Genomic DNA, 23880 nt, shown 5'->3' with positions numbered 1-23880 from the left:
CATACGATTCGTGACCGCTTTTTGGGATATACGCCCGTAACGGGCACCTTTCCACACGATTGGTGACCGCTTTTTGGGATATACGCTCAGAACGGGCACTAATCCTTACGATTCGTGACCGCTTTTTGGGATATACGCACAGAACGGGCACTAATCCATACGATTCGTGACCGCTTTTTGGGATATACGCTCAGAACGGGCACCTTTCCATACGATTGGTGACCGCTTTTTGGGATATACGCCCGTAACGGGCACCTTTCCATACGATTGGTGACCGCTTTTTGGGATATACGCTCAGAACGGGCACCTTGCCTTACGATTGGTGACCGTTTTTTTGAATAAACGCCCATTACGGGCACTAATCCTTACGATTCGTGACCGATTTTTTGGATATACGCTCATTACGGGCACTAATCCACACGATTCGTGACCGTTTTTTCCGGAAGCAGCTTAGAACGGGCACTAAACCCGTTCTAACATCCGCTTACCTTCAATTAAGGATTTCTGACAGCCCTAATATGCTTCGCCCCCCAAGACCTATACCAGCAGAAAAGTAGATTCTCAAATCGTAGAAAAAGATCTCCTCTATTAAGATGCGGGTTTGCCCATATCCTGAACTTCTGGTTTCTGCTTCCATCTGAACCATGCGACAATAATCGCTGCAATTAATGTAAATCCAAGGTACCCCATAGTTGGGTAGACTGTTCCAACAAGTGTAATAAAGCCGACAAAGCTTGCACCGAATGCGGCAACTCCGCAAATGACGACAAGGACCTTAAACCTTGGCGTATCTGTTTTACTAATCCGTGCGGTAAAAGCATACAGCATCCCTACCGCGGTGTTGAATATCATTCCCAATAAAACAAAGGACATAATGGCACCAAAGACGGGAGAAATTTCATTTGCCAAATGCAGCATTGGCATATCTGTTCCCGAAACAACATCCAATTTTGCAAACATTCCGATATTGATAAAAAAGATCAAAACACCCAATCCGACGCCACCGATAATTCCACCCCATCCTGCTGTTTTTTCATCTTTTACAGTTCCCCCCATAACAGCAAGCATCGCGGCTCCAGCAGCGATATTATAGGAAACATACAATAGTGAGCCAAGCACCCAATTGGAAGCAGCGGGTTTTTGAGTGTTTGCGACTTCCTGCATTTGTGCAAAGGTGACATCCACTGTAGACAATGAATATATAGCAATGATGATAACCGCCAAAATTAGAAACGGTGTGACAATACCTATGGCTGAAATGACCTTTTCAATGTTCAGACAAACGACGATGATGGTGATAAGTGCAAGTAAAATGTTACCGACGATTCCCGGTATGCCAAACTGCTGTTCAAATATGGAACCTGCTCCGGCGAACATGACAACTGTAACACCGAATAAAAAGAAGGTCATTATAATATCGACTGCGATTCCCAGATACTTACCACAAATATGGTAAATGACCTCCTTATGGGAGTTTGTTTGCAGACGGTTTCCAAGCTGGACAAGGTTCATACCCAAAAAAGCAAATAAGAAAGTGGCTACTGCTGAACCAATTATTCCTAACCAGCCAAAACTTGTAAAGAACTGTAGTATCTCCTGTCCTGAGGCAAAACCGGCTCCAACAATTAAGCCGATAAAAGCTCCGCCAATTTGAATGCTTTTTTTCATGATTATCCCCTTTGTTTAAATTTTTTGTCAATTTGACGAACAAGGAAAAAGAAATACTCTTTTTCCTTATCTAAATGTTTTCTTCTCAATGGTAAAACCTTCGATGGCTTCCACATCAGGCTCATAACCAATTCCCGGTTGATCAGGAACAGTAATATAACCATCTGTAACCGTAACTTCCGGTGTAATAATATCTTTCTCCCAGTAGCGTGAAGACGCAGCCGTATCGCCTGGCATTGTAAAATTGGATAAAGTTGTCAACGCCACATTATGCGCCCGGCCTATTCCAGATTCGAGCATGCCGCCGCACCAAACAGGGATATCATGGCTTTCACACAAATCATGGATACGTTTGGATTCGGATAGGCCGCCGACACGTCCAATTTTGATGTTGATAATACGGCAGCTTCCCAATTCAATCGCTTTTCTTGCATCTTCATATGAATGGATGCTTTCATCAAGACAAACCGGAGTGGTAATCGCTTGTTGCAGCTTGGCATGGTCAATAATGTCATCAGATGCCAAAGGCTGTTCCACCATCATCAGATCAAATTCATCCAACGCTTTTAATGTGTCAATATCCTTTAACGTATAAGCGGAGTTCGCATCTGCCATGAGCGGAACATCCGGAAACTCTTTTCTTACCTCTCGCATCACGTCAACGTCCCAGCCCGGCTTGATTTTTACTTTCATTCGTTTATAGCCGTCTTCTACGTGCTTTTCAATAATTCGTAAAAGATCCGAAGCTGTTTCCTGGATGCCGATGCTGATGCCGACTTCTATCTTCGATTTTTTTCCACCAAGTGCAGAAGCAAGGGAAACGCCTTTTTGCTGGCTGTACAAATCCCAAACCGCACCTTCAATCGTTGATTTGGCCATATTGTTTTTACGGATATTGGAAAAAACCTCGGAAACTTCATCCGGATGTGTAATTTCCTGATTCAATAACGCAGGAATTAAATAATCCTCTAACATATGCCAGTTCGTTTTCATCGTTTCTTCACTGTACCACGGTGAATGAAAAGCTACTGATTCACCCCACCCTGAGCGGCCATTTTCGTCTTTCGCTTCAAGTAAAATAAAATCTCTGTCCTGAAATGTCCCAAAACTTGTCGTAAATGGAAACTTCAGCTTCATTTGCAAATGGCGCAACGTTACTTCTTTAATTTTCATGTTTTTCAACTCCCATTAATTCTTGTTTGACCAATTTATAATAATGGACAGGTCCCGTTTGCTCCCGTTCAAGTGCAACTGCCACGAATCCTTTGGCAAACAATGTTTGAAAGATTTTCCGGGTCTTCATCCGCCAATCGATGACAAGCAGTTTGTCTTTCTGTTTCAGTTCCTGGAAAAAGGAAGGAACCGGTACATAGACGGAGTCACAATCCCCAATCCCGGAAAGTGCTGAATCAACATCAGCCAGCTTCGGCATGCCTTCCTGTACAGATTCCCAGGGTATTTTGAATTGTTTTTCACATTTTGGAATAATAAATTGGCGATCAATCCACCATTCTAATTTGAAACGGTCCGTCGGAAGTCCGGCATTCAGTGAATCATCCATGTCTCCATAACAGTTCTCTACGTATGTTGAGCAAATTCCGCCAAGCTTGGATAAATTCAAATAGGCATTTTTGCTTTCAAGAGGATCATACGTCCACGTCATCATAGTGTATCCCAATTTCAACGCGGCTTCTTTTTGTTCTTCTTTTAACTTTCTTCCAATCCCCTTATGCTGGTAGTCCGGATGAACCCCTAGCAGGTGTGAGCATAAATAACTTTTTCCATTGGCATACCCGGGAAAACTGTAGCTGACTCCTACAGGTTCATCCCCAATGAACGCTCCCAACATCAGTCCGCCATTCTTGACTGCGGTGATTGTTTGATGGATTGGAATCGGCTCCATACCCCAAATGGTTTTCTCTAGTTTTTGTACAAGCTGTAACTCATGAGTTGTATGAAGCGTGCGTATTTCAACCATTTCACTTACCTCTTTTTTTAAAAATTAACTCAAGAATAGACCTTCGCTATTCATTCTTTCGTATTCTTCTTTCCGTTTTTCAAACTTAGCTTTGTCTTTGATTGTCACACCTGCCACAACGGCATTGATGAATGAAATCAACGCTGGGGCAATATCCAGGGTGGACATTTCCGCAGAATACAACGGCAACAGAATATCGGCAATGTCCCGGAGCGGTGCAACCGGCGAATCCGTAATCCCAACAATGCAGGCCCCTTTGCCTTTGGCCATTTCTGCAATATGAATTGTTTCCTTCATATATCGATGAAAAGACAGTGCAACAAAGACAGAATCGCTGTTCATTCCGGAAATCATGGATAAAACATCGTCTGTATCTCTTCGGATCAATTGTACATTTTTTCTGACAATACCAAGTGAAAAAGCGAGCCAATTTGCCATTGAAAAAGATGATCTCAGCCCGCATATATATACCTTCTCGGCTGATTCCAGCAAATCAACGGCTTTTTGAAAATCAGCTTCATTGATTCGCATCATTGTTTCCCGGATAAACTGGATATCTTTCTCCATAACCTGCTCAAAAAAGCGAGATTCATCCACTATGTCCAATTTCGAAGAATAATAGTTGGCTAGACTGCTTTTTTCAGAAATAAATTGATCACGTACGTTTTTTTGAAGCTCAGAGTACCCTGACAAGCCAATGGCATAACAAAAACGGATCACTGTCGTCTCACTGAGACCGGCTTTTTCTCCAATCTCTTTGGCAGAATGAAGCGCAAACTCCCTGGGATTCTCAAGCAAATATTTGGCAACCTTTTGCTGTCCCTTTGATAGATTGCCGTATTGGGACTGAACCAATTCCATCAGTTTCATTACTGTTCACCCACATCACATGAAGAAGTTAAAACTTTTAGATCGATTAAATGTGAAGTTTAAACTTCATTTTATTTTATAAACTTATCATATTTGACGTCTTCACACAATTATCTTTTCAGATAACTTATGGAGATTCATCCCCAGCCATAGAAAATACCCTTTTCATTTTGCTAAAAAAATAAAGACACCCTTTTTAATAAGAAAAGGTGTCTTTTCATTTGCTGTTGATCACTGACATGACCGCTTCATCGATTTCCTGATAACTTGTACATCTGCATATGTTCGATGAAAGCCAGCTTTTTATCGTTTCCTTTGATGGGTTGGAATGATTCTGGAGCAATGAGTGGCAATTGATGATGAAACCCGGGGTACAGTAGCCGCATTGGAAAGCGAAATGTTCTATAAAAGCTCGCTGGATTGGCGTATCTCGCAATCCTTCAACTGTGGTGATTTTATGGCCCGCCGCTTCCACCCCCAGCATAATGCATGATTTAAAAGGAAGCTCTCCCACCATAACCGTGCAGGCTCCACAATCCCCGTTCAGGCAGCCAGGTTTCGCGCCTGTCAACCCAAGCTTATTCCGCAGAACATGTAAAAGAGTTTCCCCAGCCAAAATTTCAACATCAACCATTTCACCATTGACTTCCATTTCAACTGTGAATTTTCGTGTTTCCACTAAACCCCCTCCAGTTCGGTCAAAAAGTCCAGTAAGAGATTTCGTAAAACGAACAGACGATACTCCCTGGAGCCCTCGATATCATCCAGGATTGGTTCAGGCACATGTTCCAAAGCTCTCTCTATCCTATTCTCAATAGGCAATTCTGATTTGTTTAATTCATTTTCCATCGCTGATGACCGAAACGGAAATGGACAAAGTCCACTAAAGGCCAACCGGATCTGACCTTCGGTTTTGACCGCCGCGGCGGTTATAAGAGGATAACCGGTCTCCCATTGTTTCCGTATTTTTCGTGCAATAAAAGGCAGATGAAGAAAGGAAGCGTCTGTTTGAATGGATACAAGCAATTGTCCCTCTTCCATTTTTAGCTCATTTATTGGGACTTCCTTCATTCCTTGCAAATCTGCGACGAGGACATGGCTGTCTGCCAAAAGAAAAGGCAATATCGCTTCTCTGTAAAAAATTTTCCCGCAAATATTTCCTCCAATTGTAATTTTATTGCGGGCGGTCAGGTCGGCAACGCCACTCGAAACTTCTGTTAATAATGGAAAACTGTTATCGTCTTCAAGAACGGACAAGGGAACAGCAGCGCCAATCGATAAAAACTGCGATGTTTTTTCTAAAGCCATCGTTTCCGTGATGTTTTTTATATCAATGACGGAACCCGGCGTATCAATATTCAGCCGGCCAAGCGTTAAAATTTCGGTTCCACCGGACCAATACATCGGTTCTTTGTTTGCCTGTTTTAAATTCTGGAACATTTCCACTGCTTCCTCCAAACTTGCAGGTCGGTGATATTCCACATAAGCCGGCAGCAATGTTTACGTCCTCCCTTCTCTTGATCTCCATAACAATTCAGGAGTAAGAGGCAGATGATGAAGATCCACTTGAAGCGCTGCGGATAAACTGTTTGCCAGTGCCGCCGGCATGCCAATCAGGCCATGCTCTCCGACTCCCCGTGCTCCATAAGGGGCATCCAATTGCGGCGTTTGGACAAAGTCGACGATGTATTCAGGCTGCTCGCCATAGCGAATCGGTCGGTACGTCCTGAGTTGGGGATTAAGAACCCGCGCATATTGATCAAAAAGAAAGGTTTCCCGCCCTCCAAAGGACAGGCCCATATTCATTGCCCCCATTACCTGTCCTTCCGCTGTCTTTTGATTTAACACCCTGCCGATATCAATGACAGAGACAGCTTTTAACAACCGATAACGGTATGTTCTTGTATCGATCTCAACTTCGACACCTTGAGCGCCGACAGTCCATTCCGGCCCTGGCTTTCCCGCACCCGTTTCTTTATCCAGTTGAGTCAAATGCCTGAGCGTGTATGTTCCGCTTCCGATGATCTGGCCGCCGACCGCATTTCCGTTGGGATAAACATAACCATATGCAATGTCTTTTACAAGAACGTGGATATCCAGGTCGTCACGAAGAAATACTTTTTCATACCCCACTTCCAAATCTTCAATAGGTGCGCGCAAAATGCAAGAGGCCCTTTCCTTTAGTTGCAAAATCACATCGTCTGCTGCGTTTAGAACCGCCCTGCCTGCCATGAACGTTCCTCTGCTAGCAACAGTCTTCCAATGCTCAGGTGTATTTCGGGTGTCGACCAGCATTTGAACGTGGATTTTCTCAATCGGCATTTTCAATCTCTCAGCTAAAATCTGTGCCAAGATCGTTTTGGTTCCGGTTCCGATTTCTACAACGCCAGACATTAAATTGACGCTCCCATCCGGGTTAAACGTTAAGATGACTCCTGAGCTTGCGTTTGTATCGATTGTGGAAGTTTTCCAAATACAGCTGACTCCTTTGGCTCTTATTATGTTTTCATCAACTTCGACCCTTTGCCCATCCTTCCAATGAATTAGTTCTTTTAACCTGTCCATACATTTTTGTACGTTGCCGACATTGCTTGTATTCAGTTTTACTTGGGTGGGCGTCGTATCGCCCGGCCTGATCGCGTTTATATATCTGAAATCAAGTGGATCCATGTTTAATTTTTTTGCCATCATATCCATCGCACGCTCGAAAGCGAAGTGGACTTCCGAGTGGCTAAAACCCCTGAACGGCGCAGGATAAGGATGATTGGTGTACATAGAAAGTGAATCGCAATAAATATTTTCGATGCGGTAAGGCCCCGTGCAATCAACAGCACCTGCTCTAGCCAAGTCTATCGATTTATCTGAATAGGCACCGCCGTCCCATAAATAAAGCAGCTCTGCAACCTTTATCATTCCATCGCTTGTGCAGCCAAGCTTTACTGTTGCCTCCAAACCGATATGTCCTGGAGAGGTGACCATATCTTCTTCCCTGTCATTCACGATTTTCACCAGCCTGCCGTTTACCGCCTTTGATGCGATATATGCCAGGATTTCAAGCTGTACTGATGCTTTTCCGCCGTAGGCCCCGCCCACCAATGGAGTTTTCACAAGAATGTTGCCTACAGGAATTCCAAAATATTGCGCGATCAGCTTTTTAATCATAAAAGGCGCCTGTGAAGATGAAGTGATTTCGATTGTTCCGTCTTCATGAATTTGCGCAAAAGAACATCGAGTTTCCATCGCTGCATGGTCCGATGGATTAAAGGAAAAGGTGGACCGTACAGAAATATCGCTCTCTTGCCACCCCTTTCGAATGTCTCCTTTGCGAATTTTAATTTTTGATGCAATATTTGTCCCGGGCACCGGATATACACCGGCAATTTTTTCATAGGTGCCAAGTTTTTCATGAAGAAGTGGCGCACCCGGTTGGAGAGCTTCACTTGGGGAATTCACAACCGGGAGAGGAGAATATGTCATGCGGATTTGAGTTGCTGCAAGTTGAGCTGTTGCAAGGGTATCTGCAACAACGATGGCAACAACCTCCCCATAATACCGTACCCTGTCAACAGCTATTGGCGGGCGGTCCCGCATCTCTTCACCCGTGAGCGGAAATTCTCCTCCTGTGATTACAGCGCGCACTCCTCTTATTTTTAGCGCTTCAGACGTATCAAAAAAATCTATTTTTGCGTGTCCATAAGGACTTGTCACAAGCTTACCGTACAGCATTTCAGGCGACTCAAAATCGTCCGTATATTTCGCTTTTCCGGTTACCTTTTCCCAGGAGTTCTTCCTGAAAACACTCTGCCCGATAATCGTCATGATTCCTGTCACCCCCCACCCACATGAGTTCATACTATTTCATCTTATGATGGAGATGCCTGTTAAATGATATTTCCCTGAAGGTGATACCCCTGCATGATCACCCTATACATGAGGAATAGGCAGGTGACACTCATGGAAAAAGACACAGCAGAATAGATTGATCCGGATATTAACCTGATTAATGCTCTCCTGTAGATTTTGGAACTGACTCTGCAGGATTTTCCATTCCTCTTTAGCGTCCCATCACAGGGGAAGAAAGTTGACCTAAAAATCATAATATCCACTTTTCTCATAGATTTAATTGATCTGATCCTGGCGGTTAAATCAGCGTAAGAAGTATGTTAATTGGCTCGGGCTTTTTCAGTTGTTGTCAGTGGCCCCATATTCGATGGTCCAAAAGAGCATAGGCCCTTGCCTCTTCTTCCGTGTTAAAGGACACTGGGCACCATTGAGTTTTAACTGACAAGTCCGTTACGAAAGATTTTTTCAAGTAAATTCAGTTAGAAAATCATGTTAATATCCTTTATATTGATAAAAGGTATATGACTAAAGAGGGTGTAGCAATTGGAGATCCACTTGATAGCAAAAAACGAGTTAGAGGCACAAGGAATACAATGGATGGTGACATCCCATCTTACCGGCGTTCATCTGATTCGATGGAATTCAATGGATGAATTCCAATTTGGTGTAACAAAGCATCAGCCGGACCTGATCATTTTAGATATGGATGGCTGGAAGGATGAGAGCCAAAAGATCGGTGAGATTCTGCAGAAGAAGAACATCCACTGGCTGGGCCTTTCATCTGAGCGGATTTTCCAGACGGTCTATCAAGCGCTCCGTTTCCGGGCGGAAGATGTCCTCTTTCGGCCATTTTCTCCTATGGATCTGATTAAACGGATTCAGCAATTACGCTATCAATTAAGAAATGACAAGCACAGTCTGTCGAAACAAACATCAGAAAATGATGGAGCATCGGCCATTGAATACACTGATCTATTTGTGAGCGGACGGAAATACCACGCTCCTTATATGATGGCTGCTTTTTTGACCCCTAAAGCTGAAATCCTTCCCGTCATATTAAGCGAATTAGAACAATATCCATTTACCGGGAGATACTGGACATTCGCTTTATCGGATTTTATTTTATGTGTGCGTGAAACACGGGAGCATGATGTATTTCAAGAGGAACACCATGCATTTCTTGCACGCTGGAAGGAAATGATGGATGAGTCACTTGCAATTGTCATTAAAAAAGCATCTCAGGAAGATTCATTAAAACACACCTATCAACAGATACGGCAATTAATAAGACGGGTCTTTTTCGAAGGGTACGACATTATCCTGACAGAAGAAGAACAAATTACATATCAAGAGATGGATCCATTTCTTACTCCATTGGAACAACGGGAGTGGATTGAAATGCTTGAGCGAAGAAATATAAAGGCAATCCGTGATTGGATGGAGAGTGAATTTCTGACTTTTCACGAGCCTTATCCAGACCCAGAGGTTGTTCGTGTCCGATTGACCAGCGTACTCGCGCAAATCCGACGTTATATGAAATCACATGATATTAAAACACCCCCCTGGGAATCAGCCTACCATCATGTTTTCCTTCAAATTGTCCAAAACCCGGTCATTTACGACATTATCCAAGAACTGATCAAGTTTACAACAGGATTGCTTACAGAGAACTGGGATAACGGACAAGAAACAAAACAGGAGCTTGTTGAGAAGGCCAGAGAGTTGATTGAATCCAACTATTGGGATGCTCAATGGAACCTGGCCAAATGTGCCGATACACTTCGGGTAAATAAAAGCACCTTAAGCCGCCGTTTTGCAGCCGAATCCAGACATTCATTCCAGAACACGCTCCATCGTGTGCGAATTAGAGAAGCAAAACGCCTATTAATGGAAACAGATTTATCTATGGAAGAAATTGCACGGTTGTGCGGATACTCTCACCAAACCTATTTTAGCGCCAAATTCAAGCAGCTTGAAGGCTGCTCACCATCAGCTTACCGTTCAGGGCTGTAAGGTTCGACCTCCTATCCCTGTACAGTGAGCTTTTTTTATTGGCTCATTTTTCTGAAAGAAAAAATGAAATATTTTATAAATTAACGCGAAATAGCTATGAACTAATCAACATTTTATAAAAATACAAATAAAACAAAAGAAATTTTTGGAATATTTACTATAGAATAAAATTAACAATGTGAGGAGGTAATGAAGATGAATGCAGTCTCAAAAACGAAAGTCATTCGTTACAGAGGGACAACATTAAATACAAAAGGCTGGCAGCAAGAAGCGGCGCTCCGCATGCTAATGAACAACTTAGATCCCGAAGTGGCAGAACATCCGGACAAACTCGTTGTTTATGGAGGTATCGGGAAAGCGGCACGCAACTGGGAATCTTTTGACGCTATTGTAGAGACGTTGAAAGAACTTGATGAAGATGAAACCCTGCTTGTACAATCAGGCAAGCCTGTCGTTGTCTTCAAAACCCATACTGACGCTCCACGCATACTGATTGCAAATTCCAACATTGTTCCCGCTTATGCAAACTGGGATACATTCCATGAACTGGATAAAAAAGGACTTATGATGTATGGGCAGATGACTGCGGGAAGCTGGATCTATATTGGTTCGCAGGGAATCGTTCAAGGAACATATGAAACATTTGCTGAACTTGCGAAGCAACACTTCAATGGTACATTGAAAAATACAATTACTGTTACAGCAGGGCTTGGCGGCATGGGCGGGGCTCAGCCATTGGCTGTGACAATGAACGGCGGTGTAGTCATTGCAATCGACGTCGATGAAACAAGAATTGACCGCCGCATTGAAACGCGCTACACCGACATGAAAGCCCATTCATTGGACGAGGCCATTCATTTGGCTGAGAGAGCGAAGAAAGCAGGTAGAGCTTTATCCATTGGTTTGGTCGGCAACGCGGCTGATATTTTACCAGAAATGATCAAACGTGATTTTATTCCGGATGCCCTTACAGATCAAACATCCGCGCATGATCCGCTGAACGGTTATGTACCATCAAAGATGTCATTGGAAGAAGCAGCACAGCTTCGTGAATCCAATCCGGATGAATATGTGAAACTATCAAAAGCATCTATGGCCGCCCATGTAAGAGCGATGTTGGAAATGATGGAGAAAGGCGCCATCACTTTTGACTATGGAAATAACATCCGTCAGGTTGCCAAAGACGAGGGTGTCGAAAATGCATTTGATTTTCCGGGATTCGTTCCGGCTTATATCAGACCACAGTTCTGTGAGGGTAAAGGTCCTTTCCGCTGGGCCGCTCTTTCAGGTGATCCTGAAGATATTTATAAAACAGACGAGGCCATTTTGCGAGAATTTGCGGATAATGAGCATCTTTGCAACTGGATACGCATGGCTCAAGAGAAAATTGAATTCCAAGGCCTCCCTTCCCGTATTTGCTGGCTTGGCTATGGGGAACGTGCACGCTTTGGCAAAATCCTGAATGATATGGTTGCCAACGGCGAATTGAAAGCCCCGATCGTTATCGGAAGAGACCATCTGGATTCCGGTTCGGTCGCGTCCCCCAACCGTGAAACTGAAGCGATGAAAGATGGTTCGGATGTTGTGGCTGACTGGCCGATCCTCAATGCGATGATTAATGCTGTCGGCGGCGCGACATGGGTATCCGTGCACCACGGGGGCGGAGTAGGTATGGGTTATTCCCTTCACGCAGGGGTGGTTATCGTAGCTGATGGTACGAAAGAGGCGGAAGCCCGTCTACAGCGTGTACTTACAACTGATCCTGGAATGGGAATTGTCCGCCACGTTGATGCAGGTTATGATATTGCAGTTAATAAGGCACGTGAAACAGGTATGAAAATTCCAATGCTAGATAAAGGGAGTGACCGAAATTGACAAAGCCTGTTTGGATCAAACACGCGGCGCAGCTTGCAACGCTTGCTTCTGATGTGAACGGACCGCGTTCAAAAGAGGCAATGTCGGAATTGGGATTAATTGAAGATGGAAGTGTATGGATCGAGGACGGTGTCGTCAAGGCAATAGGCACAACGGTGGAGCTTGAACAGCAATATGCTTCAAGAGTGCATGAAGCGCAAGTTGTGGATGCAACAGGCCACCTGGTGACCCCTGGCCTTGTCGATCCTCATACACACGTAGTATACGGAGGCAGCCGTGAACGGGAATTTGAAATGCGGCTCAAAGGTTCCACGTATATGGAAATCATGAACGCCGGTGGCGGCATACATGCCACCACCCGTATGACAAGGGAAGCGTCAGAAGAAGAGTTGATCGAGCAGTCAACAAGACGCCTGAACTCCTTCCTTGCCCATGGTGTTACAACAGTTGAAGGGAAAAGCGGCTATGGAATGGATCTGGAGACGGAATTGAAGCAGCTCCGCGTCATGAAAAAGCTTCAAGAGACTCATCCGATCGATCTTGTACCAACATTCATGGGCGCCCATGCGGTTCCGCCTGAGTACAAGGGGCATGAAGATGAATTCGTCAACATTGTCATTAAAGAAATGCTTCCTATCGTTGCTGAGGAAAAATTAGCCGAGTTTAACGATGTATTTTGTGAAAAAGATGTCTATACGCCTGAACAATCCGAACGGATTCTGGAAGCAGGCAAACGTTATGGGCTGACTCCAAAAATCCACGCCGATGAAATTGAGCCATACGGTGGAGCTGAGTTGGCTGCCAAAGTTGGAGCGATTTCGGCTGAGCATTTATTGAAGGCATCTGAAGAAGGAATTCGCGCGATGGCGAAATCCGGTACGATTGCCTGCCTTCTTCCTGCAACTGCGCTTTATTTGCGAGAACAAGCCGCTGCTGGCCGCGCCATGATTGATGAAGGTGTTGCCGTGGCGATTTCGACCGATGCCAATCCTGGTTCATCACCTACAACTTCCATGCCGCTCGTCATGAACCTTGCCTGCATTTCCATGCGGATGACACCAGCGGAGGCACTGACGGCAGCTACATACAATGCTGCCTGTGCAATCAACCGCCAGGATCAGGTTGGATCCCTGGAAGTAGGCAAGCTGGGAGATATAGTTCTGTGGAATGTGAAAAACTATCAGGAATTGCAATATTTATTTGGAGTCAATCATGTACAATCAGTTTGGAAGAAAGGAATCCAGGTGGTATAACAGATGGGAGAAAATTGGCTGAGTAGACCAGAGTGGTATTGGAATTCAATTGAAGGGGAGCCTTATTTTGTTCACCAATGGGTTCGCCCGCTTAATGAAGGAACGGAGGCACCTGACCTGCTGCTTTATGGCGCTCCGATTTCACGATCCTCCATCAGCGTGTCCGGCGCTTCTTTATATCCGCAAGAATTCCGGAAAATGTGGAAGAGCTTTACTACTTACAATTTAGATGAGGATATCGACTTATCAACACTCCAAGTATCGGATGCTGGAGATGTTGTCATGCATACAACCAATATTTTGGAATCGCATAATAGAATTGAGGCTTCCACGGCATATCTCTCCCAACAATATTATAAATCTACTATTTGTATGATTGGGGGAGATCACTCCACGACCGCCTGCGCTGTTCGTGGAATTAAGCAAGCTTTTCCCAATGAAACCATCGGCATTCTGCAACTTGATACACATTTGGATGTCCGAGATCCAGCCGAGCTTGGGCCTGCTAATGGAACGCCGATTAGACAACTTATTGACGGTGGCGTAATCAAAGGTAGGGATGTCTATAACATCGGATTACACGGCTTTTTCAATGCGCGACCTCTCGTTGACTATGCGAAAAAACATGAGATTAATATGGTCACACTCAAGCAAGCCAGGAAAAAGGGCGTCTCGGTTCATGTCAAAGAGGCGTTGGATTGCCTATCTAAAAAAGTAGATCGTATTTACGTAACGGTTGATATGGACGTTCTTGATATTACGCAAGCCCCTGGAGTTCCCGCATCAACTCCAGGCGGCATGACGACAGTAGAACTGTTTGACGCATTGATCGAAATTGGGAAATGTACGGAAGTGCAAAATCTCGACTTTGTCTGTTTGGACCCGACGAAAGATTCGTCAGTTTCTGAAACGGTGAAAACCGGAGTATATGCCTGGTTACAGTTTGTGACAGGCAGAGCGATGGTTCACGTCAAGTAAAAGGTTTAAAGTTGTATACATATCGCCGGTTACCGGCGGTATGTGTTATTTTTGCAAGTTCACTAATGTAATTCTGTATGCAAGCGATTACAGGTGTTTTTCGAAATCCAAATTTGATTATCCGTAATAAGGAGGGAATTATCATGCTAAAAGCTGAAAGGGACATTGCTGAACTTGAAGAAACTGATGAAACCGCTAAACGAAAAACAAGAAAGGGAGTATTTTGGCCTGCTTTTTTCATTGTAGGGGGAGGTGCAATTCTCGGTATCGTTAATAACAAATTATTAACGGACATTGCCATGAATGGATTTGTTGGGTCCTTAAAGGGGCTGGGATGGTTATATCAGATTGTTTCTATTGTGGCATTAATAATTGTTGCAATTGTGACTTTTTCAAAACTAGGCAATGTACGGTTAGGGGGTGCAAATACAAAGCCTAAGTACAAGTTTTCAGCTTGGTTTGCCATGGCTTTGACCGGCGGTATTGCCACAGGGTTAATTACATACGGTGTAAATGAACCAATTATATATTTTGGAAATATTTACGGGGAAATGGAAAGAGCCGGAGTGGAACCAGGTACCCCGCTTGCAGCTATTTATGCGATGGGCCGCAGCTTCTACAATTGGTCGTTTATTCCCTATGCTATGTATTCATTAAGTGGTTTAGTAGTTGCCTATATGTACTACAATCGAAAAAAATCGTTATCTGTATCTGCAACGTTGACTCCTTTGTTTGGAGACAGGATAACAAGAGGAATCTGGCCAAGTATAGTCGATACGCTCGCTGTTTTGGCAATTGCTCTCGGTTTAGCATCTTCATTGGGAGCGGGACTTGCCTTGGTAGGATCGGGCATTGAAGCCATCTATAAAATACCTCAAAGTCCTTTTATTTGGTTGACTTTAACTATTTTGATTACAGCTACTTTTACTTTATCGACATTGAGAGGCTTAGATAAAGGAATTCGCATATTATCGGAAATTAATGTGAAGGTCTTTTATATTATTCTTTTTGCGCTCATCCTTTTGGGACCGACGTTGTACAATTTGCGTACCTCTACAGCAGGTATGGGATACTGGTTGCAAAATTTTTGGGTATGGGGGCTTGATCCAATTGACATAGGTGGGGAAGCTCTGGTCATGTGGTGGACACTATATGATTGGGCTATATGGATTGCGTATGCTCCGCTTATGGGGATTTATCTGGCGGTCATTTCTCAAGGACGCACAATCCGTGAATTCATGATTGTGAACTGGATATTGCCTTCGGTATTTAGTATCGTGTGGATCGGCATTTGGGGCGGTACTGCTTTAAACTGGCAGCAAAATAATGTTGCAGATTTAGTCGGAACGATAAAGAACAGTGGTGCTGTAGCGGGGTTGTGGACATTTTTATCCAATTTACCATTGGGATTCATTATCATTCCAGTTATAATGTTAACTCTTATTTTATCTTTTGCAACTGCGGCTGACTCAATGGTCCGTTCTATATCTCAATTGTGTACTGCAAACATTCGCCATGATGAGGAACCGGATCAATGGAAAAAGCTTCTATGGGCTATTTCTATCGGTATTATCGCTTTTGTTATGGTAGCATTTGCCGGTGGAGAACAAGGTGTGGATGGTGTTAAATACTTGGCTGCTCTTGGTGGTACAGCTATTCTGTTTGTTTTTGTCTTACAGGTTGCTTCAGCAATTAAAATGTTTTTTGTAGATGAGGTAAAAAAATAAGAAAGAGGAGGGATATTAAGATGCTGCCTAAAGATATTACAAAAGTAACTCTTGGAGAGCCAATATCACTGGAAGACTTAGTAGCGGTTTCACGTTTTAAGGCCAAGGTTGAGTTTTCAGATAAATACTGTCAAAGAGTATTGGCTTCAAGGCAACTTGTGGAAAAGTGGATAGAAGAAAAAAAAGTCATGTATGGAGTAAATACAGGATTTGGAGCATTGTCTTCAAAAATGATTATGCCAGAGGAGACAGTCCAATTACAAAAGAATATTCTTTTGTCCCATGCTACGTCAGTTGGAGACCCGCTTAAAGAAGAGGAAGTTCGGGCCGTAATGCTAATGGTTTTGCAAAACTTAGGACAGGGATATTCAGGAGTCAGGCTTGAAATTCTTGACATGTATAAAGAATTTTTAAATAAAGGGTTGACCCCGTTTGCTCCCGGAGAAGGTTCAGTTGGATACTTAAGTATCGAAGCACATATTGCACTTGTTTTAATCGGTGAGGGTATGGCCTATATAAATGGAGAGCTTCTTCCGGCAACAAAAGCACTTCGTAAAATTAATGCAGAGCCTATTCAGCTTTCTGCTAAAGAGGGGTTGGCTCTTATCAATGGGACAACCAGTCCCACCGGTATTGGGGCGTTGGCTTTATTTGATATGTTAATGGCTTCGAAAACGGCAGATATTATTGGCGCGATGGCTTTAGAAGTATTAAAAGGAACAGTGCGTGCGTTTGACGATAATTTAATGAGTGTCCGGCCTCATAAGGACCAAAGAGATACAGCTTTTAATATCCGAACGATATTATCTGACTCTTCTATCTCAAAAAAGTTTATGGATTACAGGTTACAGGATGCGTTGTCTCTACGAGCAATTCCACAACTTCATGGGGCAGCAAAGAAAACATTAAATGATGCGTTAAAAACTTTTGATATTGAAATGAATGCTTGTTGTGATAATCCAATTATATGGCCCGATGAAGAAAATGCAAGGGCAATATCCGGGTGTAATTGTGATTCATCCTATATAGGTATTGAACTAGATTCCGCATGTATTGCAGCTACTGCTATCGCAAAAATGTCAGAGAGAAGGAATAGCCGCCTTATAAACAGCAGGCTTTCCGATTTACCTTCCTTCCTTGTAGAGAAGCCGGGATTAAATTCAGGACTTATGATTCCTCAATATACACAAGCAGGTTTGTTAAATGATATGAAGATATTATCGCACCCATCGACTGTAGATAATATTTCGACTAGTGCCGATCAAGAGGATTATGTGGCAATGGGGTATAATGCGGCTAAAAAAGCACGTAAAATAGCAGAGAAACTTGAATTTATTTTAGCAATCGAACTGCTATCAATTTATCAAGCTTTTCATTTAATTGAAGAGGATTTATCGCCTGGATCTGCCTCAAGTGCTGTATTAAGCCGTATATCAGAATTAGTTCCTGAACTCGATCAAGATTTATATCTCTATCCATACATTCAAAGTCTTCGGGAACTTATTCATTCGAACAAGATTATTTATATAGTTGAAGAAACTATCGGGCATCCATTATAGAAGGATAGAATTATTTCTTATTATCTTGAATCTTGCAAAAGACCTGTTGGAAACAAAGTCGTTATATTTGTATTATTTTAAAGATTCACGAAAATAAAAATAACATCCCTTTAATCTTGAAATTGGAAGAGGAAACATCGGGAAAATGCGTATTTACAGCGCTAATAGAGATTGTAAAAAAAGCTTTCTTGAGATTGATATACCCCTTTAAGTAGACAGGTAAAAAAATAAAGCCTGGCTACTTAAAGGGGGTTTTTAGTTTAAACAAAGTTATACAATGGATGCTAAGAGTTGCTGTACACCGCTCTGATAAACTGTCTTTGCAAAAAAATCAAACAGCACGGCCCATCAAAGCTATCAATTGGAAATATTGAATCCTCAAAGTGTATCAGTTACTTTAAAAAGAAAAAGAGCCTGCAAAAGCCCTTAACGTAAGTGTATCTTCATATTTCTATTCTACATTTTTATAATTATCCTAAGTGATTCTCCTTTTGCCAGCTTGTCAAATCCTTCATTAATATCTTCCAAAGAAATGGTTTCGCTGTGCAGTCTGTCAACCGGGAGGCGGCCTTGTTTAAATAGATCTATAAATCTTGGAATATCCCGGTTTGGTACACAACTTCCTACATAAGAACCCTTTAAGGTCCTTTCCTCGGCCGTCAAGGTTAAGTATGGGAAGGAAAAATGATGTTCTGGATGCGGCAAGCCGGTGGTAATAGTGGTACCGCCCCTTTTCGTAATTTGGTATGCAACTTCCATTGCTGATACAGCTCCAGCCGTTTCAAATACGTAATCCAGCCCTCCACTTGTTTGTTCACGAATAGAATGGACGGCATCCGGATCCTTTGAATTAAAAGTATGCGTTGCCCCCAGCTCTTTTGCAAGCTGCAACTTACTATCATTTATATCTATTGCAACTACTTTACTCGCTCCCGCTGCAATGGCACCAATAAGTGCACTTAAGCCTACTCCTCCAAGTCCAACGACCGCAACTGTGCTGCCTAACTTGATATTTGCCGTATTTATTACTGCACCTACACCTGTAATGACTGCACACCCAAATAGGGCAAGCTTCTCAAACGGAATATCCTTTTCAACCTTTATTAATGAATGCCTTGATACAACGGTGTATTCGGAAAAAGCTGAAACGCCGACATGATGGTTAATATTTTCCGTTTCTGTATGCAGCCGTCTTCCTCCTGACAATAAGGTGCCTGCAGTATTGGACTCAGCACCTGGTTCACAAAGCGCCGGTCGGCCCTCTTTACATGGAATACACTGTCCACAGCTGGGCACAAAGACGCAAACGACATGATCTCCTTCCGCAAGATCAGTAACGCCTTCTCCCACTTTTGCAACAATTCCAGCAGCCTCATGCCCCAATGCCATCGGCAGCGGTCTTGGCCTGCTTCCGTCCATGACAGACAAATCCGAGTGGCATAAACTGGCCGCTTTAATTTGAACAAGCACTTCTCCCCTTTGAGGGGAGTCCAATTCCAGAGTTTCAATTTTAATCGGCCGACTTTCCGCATAAGGAGTAGGCGCCCCGGATTCACGCAAGACTGCTGATTTAATCTTCACTATCAACCCATCCTTTTTTAAGAGTTTTATCGTTCAGCGACTCAGACTAAATAAGCTTAATGCCAACAAACTTTATGTCCGTCATTCCTTCAATCGCATATTTGATGCCTTCCTTGCCCAAGCCGCTATTTTTAATCCCTCCATAAGGAATGTGGTCATACCGGCGGACCGATGATTCATTAATCCAAACCCCGCTTGTTTCTATAGCGTCCACCATTTGCATCGCACGATTGATGTTGTTTGTAAAAATCCCTGCATGCAGACCGAATTCTGATTGATTCGCTTTCTTAATTACTTCCTTTTCATCAGTAAACGGTATAATGCTGACGATAGGAGCAAAAACTTCAGCGCATACTACATTCATCCGGGGATTCACATTAGTGATTACTGTTGGCTCCACCATTGTTCCTCTGCGATTGCCACCCAAGACGATGTGAGCTCCCTGCTCTCTCGCTTCCAAAATCCAGGTTTCAGCTCTTTTGGCTGCTTCTTCCGTAATCATTGGCCCTAGCTCTGTTGCCTCATCAAGCGGGTCACCCATTTTTAGTTCTTTTAACTCAGTGACCAATTTATTGATAAATTCATCGTATATTTCATTTTGTACATAAATTCTCTGCGCAGAAACACAGGCCTGTCCTGCGAAAGTAAATCCTCCCAGTACAATCGATTGAACAGCATGGTCCAGATCACAGTCAGAAAAGATAATATTAGGAGCATTCGACCCCAACTCTAATGTCACTTTTTTTCTCTTTGCCATCTCATCTATTTTCCAGCCCACTTCATTACTTCCGGTAAATGAAACTTTTTTCACCAATGGATCTGTCACGAGCGTTTCCACCAACTCAGTCCCAAGCCCCATTACGACATTAAGGGCTCCTTTTGGCAAACCTGCCTGGTCAAAAAGTTTATAAAGCATAGCGGAAGACAATGGTGTTTTTTCTGCAGGCTTAAGGACGACTGTATTGCCCGCTGCGATGGCAGGAGCAATTTTATGGAGCGCCAAGTTTAATGGAAAATTAAAAGGGGTAATAGCTGCTACTACTCCTAGTGGGACCCGCTTTGTAAAACCGATCTGGTTTGTGCCTCCAACGGCAATATCCAATGGTATTTGTTCTCCGAAAATATTTTTTGCTCCTTCGGACGCAAGACGCAAAACTTGTAAAGCACGGGTCACTTCTCCTCTGCTCTCACGGATTGGCTTCCCAGCTTCAAGAGTAAGCAATCTTGAAAAATCTTCAAATTTTTGTTCCAATAGGTCGGCTGCATGACGGAGAATGTTTGAGCGCTCATAAGCTGGCATTTTTTTCATTGTTTCATGATAAACCTTATCGGCAGCAGCGACGGCGAGTTTTACGTCATTAACAACTCCACAGGATATGGTCCCAATTACCTTCTGGTTATATGGGTTAAGAACTTCCAATTCTTTTCTACCGAGCCCTTTTATTTCTTCCCCATCTATAAATGAACCAAATTGAAATGCTTTTTCATCCATTCCCATCTTGTCCTTTCAACGTACTAATTCCTGCCTAAAGGAATCAATCTCATGAACACTGCGACACCTCATGAGATTAACCTGAATTATTCATAGAATCCTTCCGTCGATTTTATAAATCTATGAAATTGCTCGGTATCATGCCCATACCATACTTGACTATTTGTTCTTTCTGCATATTTCTTGATTTTCTCAACTGTATTTATATAACCGATGGAATCATAAATAATCCCTGGGGGCTTGACTGGCGGCCCATAGTTTTCTGCTGAATACACGGCGTCGGATGCAAGTAAAATCCCTCCCTCTCCAGGCAGTTCTATGTGAAGCCCCAAAAGTCCCCAAGCATGCCCTGCACCAAAATTCAATATTTTAATGCCACTGGCAAGTTCAATTTCATCCTCATTAGGCATGATTGTTCTCCACGATAGATCTTTTTTAATCCAGGCATCAATATCGGCCCATATATAGGCACCCATCTCTTTCGTCATTGCATATTGCTTCATCGTATTGGACAATTCAGTATCATGGACTATGATCGTTGCATTCGTAAACAGTTCCAGGCATCCTGCATGGTCAAGATGAAGATGGGAGGCAACCACGTATCGGATATCCTCCGGTCTCACCTTCAACTGTTCAAGACGGTTAATCAAATAACAAGATTCATCCTGAAAGAGAGGGAACATTTTTTGAGTAGCCTGCGGCCAGCGGCCTTCCTTACCCATACCTTCCGGGTTACAGCCAGTATCAAACAATATTTTTCCATCAGGGTGGTCTATCAGAACAGCGTACACAGGAAACTCGATAAATTCAGCTGGCGGGTTAGGATTATCAATGTTTGCGGGGTTATGCATGGCAACCATAAAATTTTTATCCATCCTCATTCTCCCGGTATCCAAAACATACAACTTTGTTTGACTCATTTTTATCCCTCCATTTTATCAAATGCGCCTTGGCGTATTTGCGGCCAGATTTTTATCGAACTCCGCTCGGTAAATTTCCTCTGAAAATCTTTGGCATCCGCCGGAGGCTTTAACTTTATTCAGCTGGGTTTGCCCCCACTGAATGGAATACCTATATACTTAAATCTCACCACTTACAAAAGTGGGAGACTTCCGCTGAATGAAGTTAAAAAGATTGACCCAAACCGTTTAAAAGCCACCTCCCTAACATCATAAAAAGTTAATCTTGATTGACCAAAATGGTTGCTCTCGTCACTTCCCTTGATGCCGATTTATCCAGCGCCGTTTTGATCTCATCCAACGAAAACTCAGCATCCAATATTTTGTCAAAAGGATATTTTCCATCATTGGCAGATAGAAACTGTAATGATTTATATAGATACCAAGGGTCATAACGAACAGCTGATATGATATCAATGGATTTCCTTGTCAGTAAGCCTGGGTCGAACTCTACAAGCTTCCCAGGGGTAATATTTCCAATACTTACAAATCTTCCGCCAGGTCGGATGAAATAAATACCTTCTGCAAAAGCCTTAGGATTTCCCGTTAATTCTATTCCGACGTGCGCACCGCTACCGCCCGTTAATTGCTTGACCGCATCGGCCAAGTCTTCCGTTGAGAGATAGTCATTAAAATTCAACGTATAATCCGCCCTGAATTGTTTAGCCTGCTCAAGCCTGCTTTCCACTCCGTCAATCACGATGACAATGGCCCCTTTTTCCTTAGCTACGGCAATTGCGTTCAAACCGAGGCCCCCTGCTCCTTGGATGACAACAAATTCATTGTAAGTAACCCGTGCCTTGTCTATGCCGAAGTATACTTGTGATAACGCACAATTGGCACTTGCTGCCGACACGTCCGAAACATTATCCGGTACTTTATAAAAATACTGGTCAGGGTGGATGTAATAATGCGTTGCATAGGTTCCATGAAAATGCGGTGATTCCTCCGGATCCTTATTCCAGAAGTCGTATGCATGTTCACATAAGTGAAATTTACCTTCTACACAAGGTGTACATTTTCTGCACGTAATGTAGTATGCAGATACAATACGGTCCCCTATTTTGATGGGATTGCCGGCGTAGTCCGTGGTCACGTCTTTTCCGGCTGCATATAATTCCCCTATCATCTCATGCCCAAGCACTCCCTTTCTTTTCGTCGGATGCAGCCCCTGCCATATATGAAGCTCGGAGCCGCATATGTTTGTTCTCCTTACCTTCAGTACAACTGCCCCATTTTCCGGCTCCGGGATTTCATACTCCTGGTAGGACAGCTTTTCCGGCTCAATCATGACCGCCACTTTTCCTGTTTTTTGAATAACCTTAGTCATCTCATAGCCTCCATTCCTCTAATATAGCGCTTACATTTTTTTTAAAAATCTTTACTTCTGCTCCTGTTTGTTTCCTTTTCGGCTTCCAGGATTACCTCGATCAAATTATCCCTAGTCCTTAAAATATGCCTTTCTATTACTTTTCGAAGCTTTTTGGCATCCCTTTGTTTAATCCCTTCGATCATCAGTCCATGTTCCTTATGAGTTTCCTCCAAATGGTCAGCCAATAGGCTTGGCGTATATGGCGGAATCCCTTTCCAAAGTGTATCGATCATGTCATGAATTCTTCTCCAAGGACATCCACGCCGCAAAATATGGTGGAATTCGATATTTAATCTCATATATATTTCAACGTCCTCTTCCGTGTTGCCCAATGATCTCATCATGCTGTCCAACCTAGAAAGCTCCTTGATATCCTCTTCTTCAATATAAGGAAGGGCACGTTCCACCGCCTCCCCCTCAAGCAACACCCTTAATTGGTATATTTCCTTAATATCTTCAACAGATATCGGAGTTACAATGGCACCCCTCCGCGGTTCGATCCGGACAAGGCCCTCCTTTTCCAGCTGAACCAAAGCTTCCCTTATGGGCATACGGCTGACCCCAAGTTTGTCTGCCCACTCTTCTTGAACCAATCGGTCACCCATATTAAAATGCCCCGTTAAAATTACTTCCCGTAGTTTGTTTGTTACCTTGCTCTGTAAAGTAGAACGGTCTTGTTCTGTCAATAAATAGCTCTCCATGCAATCTCCCT

18 protein-coding genes are annotated in these 23880 nt (G+C 43.2%); 6 read left to right on the top strand and 12 right to left on the bottom strand.

All coding sequences use genetic code 11. The features are described from left to right. Positions 1–588: 588 nt before the first annotated feature. The 7 genes from C509_RS0109450 to C509_RS0109420 form a co-directional block, all read right to left on the bottom strand. The gene (locus tag C509_RS0109450; protein ID WP_018706688.1) at positions 589–1668 is read right to left on the bottom strand and encodes a YkvI family membrane protein; all 1080 of its coding nucleotides are present in this window, start codon (positions 1666–1668) and stop codon (positions 589–591) included. 66 nt (positions 1669–1734) lie between these two features. Next, positions 1735–2841 (bottom strand): o-succinylbenzoate synthase, encoded by a 1107-nt coding sequence (gene menC / locus C509_RS0109445; protein ID WP_018706687.1) that lies wholly within the window; start codon positions 2839–2841, stop codon positions 1735–1737. After that, positions 2831–3646: a GNAT family N-acetyltransferase gene (locus tag C509_RS0109440; protein WP_018706686.1), complete on the bottom strand. Its 816-nt coding sequence runs from the start codon at positions 3644–3646 to the stop codon at positions 2831–2833. Before C509_RS0109440 ends, menC begins: the two co-directional genes overlap by 11 nt. Positions 3647–3670: 24 nt before the next feature. After that, positions 3671–4516, bottom strand: coding sequence for a MurR/RpiR family transcriptional regulator (locus C509_RS0109435; RefSeq protein WP_018706685.1), 846 nt, complete (start codon positions 4514–4516; stop codon positions 3671–3673). A gap of 217 nt (positions 4517–4733) precedes the next feature. Then, the gene (locus tag C509_RS0109430; RefSeq protein WP_033369953.1) at positions 4734–5168 is read right to left on the bottom strand and encodes a (2Fe-2S)-binding protein; all 435 of its coding nucleotides are present in this window, start codon (positions 5166–5168) and stop codon (positions 4734–4736) included. 26 nt (positions 5169–5194) lie between these two features. After that, positions 5195–6013 carry an FAD binding domain-containing protein gene (locus C509_RS0109425; RefSeq protein ID WP_018706683.1) on the bottom strand — a complete coding sequence of 273 codons (819 nt, stop codon included), beginning with the start codon at positions 6011–6013 and terminating at the stop codon, positions 5195–5197. 3 nt (positions 6014–6016) lie between these two features. Beyond that, positions 6017–8335 (bottom strand): xanthine dehydrogenase family protein molybdopterin-binding subunit, encoded by a 2319-nt coding sequence (locus C509_RS0109420; RefSeq protein ID WP_018706682.1) that lies wholly within the window; start codon positions 8333–8335, stop codon positions 6017–6019. A gap of 567 nt (positions 8336–8902) precedes the next feature. On the opposite strand from C509_RS0109420, the gene C509_RS0109415 reads away from it, so the two are divergent. The 6 genes from C509_RS0109415 to C509_RS0109390 all read left to right on the top strand — a co-directional run bounded on the left by C509_RS0109415 (position 8903) and on the right by C509_RS0109390 (position 17764). Then, positions 8903–10372, top strand: a complete 1470-nt coding sequence (locus tag C509_RS0109415) for a response regulator transcription factor (protein WP_018706681.1) — start codon at positions 8903–8905, stop codon at positions 10370–10372. Positions 10373–10567: 195 nt separating this feature from the next. After that, positions 10568–12247, top strand: coding sequence for a urocanate hydratase (gene hutU, locus C509_RS0109410; RefSeq protein ID WP_018706680.1), 1680 nt, complete (start codon positions 10568–10570; stop codon positions 12245–12247). Next, complete coding sequence (gene hutI / locus C509_RS0109405) at positions 12244–13500, top strand: imidazolonepropionase (RefSeq protein WP_018706679.1); 1257 nt, start codon at positions 12244–12246, stop codon at positions 13498–13500. The genes hutU and hutI overlap by 4 nt, the downstream gene beginning before the upstream one ends. A gap of 3 nt (positions 13501–13503) precedes the next feature. After that, positions 13504–14478: an agmatinase family protein gene (locus C509_RS0109400; RefSeq protein WP_018706678.1), complete on the top strand. Its 975-nt coding sequence runs from the start codon at positions 13504–13506 to the stop codon at positions 14476–14478. A 143-nt stretch (positions 14479–14621) separates the two neighbouring features. Continuing rightward, complete coding sequence (locus C509_RS0109395) at positions 14622–16205, top strand: BCCT family transporter (protein ID WP_018706677.1); 1584 nt, start codon at positions 14622–14624, stop codon at positions 16203–16205. A gap of 20 nt (positions 16206–16225) precedes the next feature. After that, positions 16226–17764 (top strand): HAL/PAL/TAL family ammonia-lyase, encoded by a 1539-nt coding sequence (locus C509_RS0109390; RefSeq protein ID WP_018706676.1) that lies wholly within the window; start codon positions 16226–16228, stop codon positions 17762–17764. A gap of 456 nt (positions 17765–18220) precedes the next feature. On the opposite strand, the gene C509_RS0109385 is transcribed toward C509_RS0109390, so the two are convergent. The 5 genes from C509_RS0109385 to C509_RS0109365 all read right to left on the bottom strand — a co-directional run bounded on the left by C509_RS0109385 (position 18221) and on the right by C509_RS0109365 (position 23869). Further along, positions 18221–19345 carry a zinc-dependent alcohol dehydrogenase family protein gene (locus tag C509_RS0109385; RefSeq protein WP_018706675.1) on the bottom strand — a complete coding sequence of 375 codons (1125 nt, stop codon included), beginning with the start codon at positions 19343–19345 and terminating at the stop codon, positions 18221–18223. Between the two features lie 46 nt (positions 19346–19391). Next, positions 19392–20843, bottom strand: a complete 1452-nt coding sequence (locus C509_RS0109380; RefSeq protein ID WP_018706674.1) for an aldehyde dehydrogenase family protein — start codon at positions 20841–20843, stop codon at positions 19392–19394. A gap of 80 nt (positions 20844–20923) precedes the next feature. Next, a complete protein-coding gene (gene ahlS, locus C509_RS0109375; protein WP_018706673.1) occupies positions 20924–21757 on the bottom strand; it encodes an AhlS family quorum-quenching N-acyl homoserine lactonase in 834 nt (277 codons plus the stop codon). Positions 21758–22016: 259 nt separating this feature from the next. Continuing rightward, positions 22017–23126, bottom strand: a complete 1110-nt coding sequence (locus C509_RS0109370; RefSeq protein ID WP_018706672.1) for a zinc-binding dehydrogenase — start codon at positions 23124–23126, stop codon at positions 22017–22019. A gap of 41 nt (positions 23127–23167) precedes the next feature. Beyond that, positions 23168–23869, bottom strand: a complete 702-nt coding sequence (locus tag C509_RS0109365) for a GntR family transcriptional regulator (protein ID WP_018706671.1) — start codon at positions 23867–23869, stop codon at positions 23168–23170. Between the last annotated feature and the right edge of the window lie 11 nt (positions 23870–23880).

Source organism: Siminovitchia fordii DSM 16014 = CIP 108821 (genome assembly GCF_000374565.1).
GTDB lineage: Bacteria > Bacillota > Bacilli > Bacillales > Bacillaceae_C > Siminovitchia > Siminovitchia fordii.
Note: the sequence above shows the minus strand (reverse complement) of the source record. Positions and strands in the feature narration are given on the sequence as shown.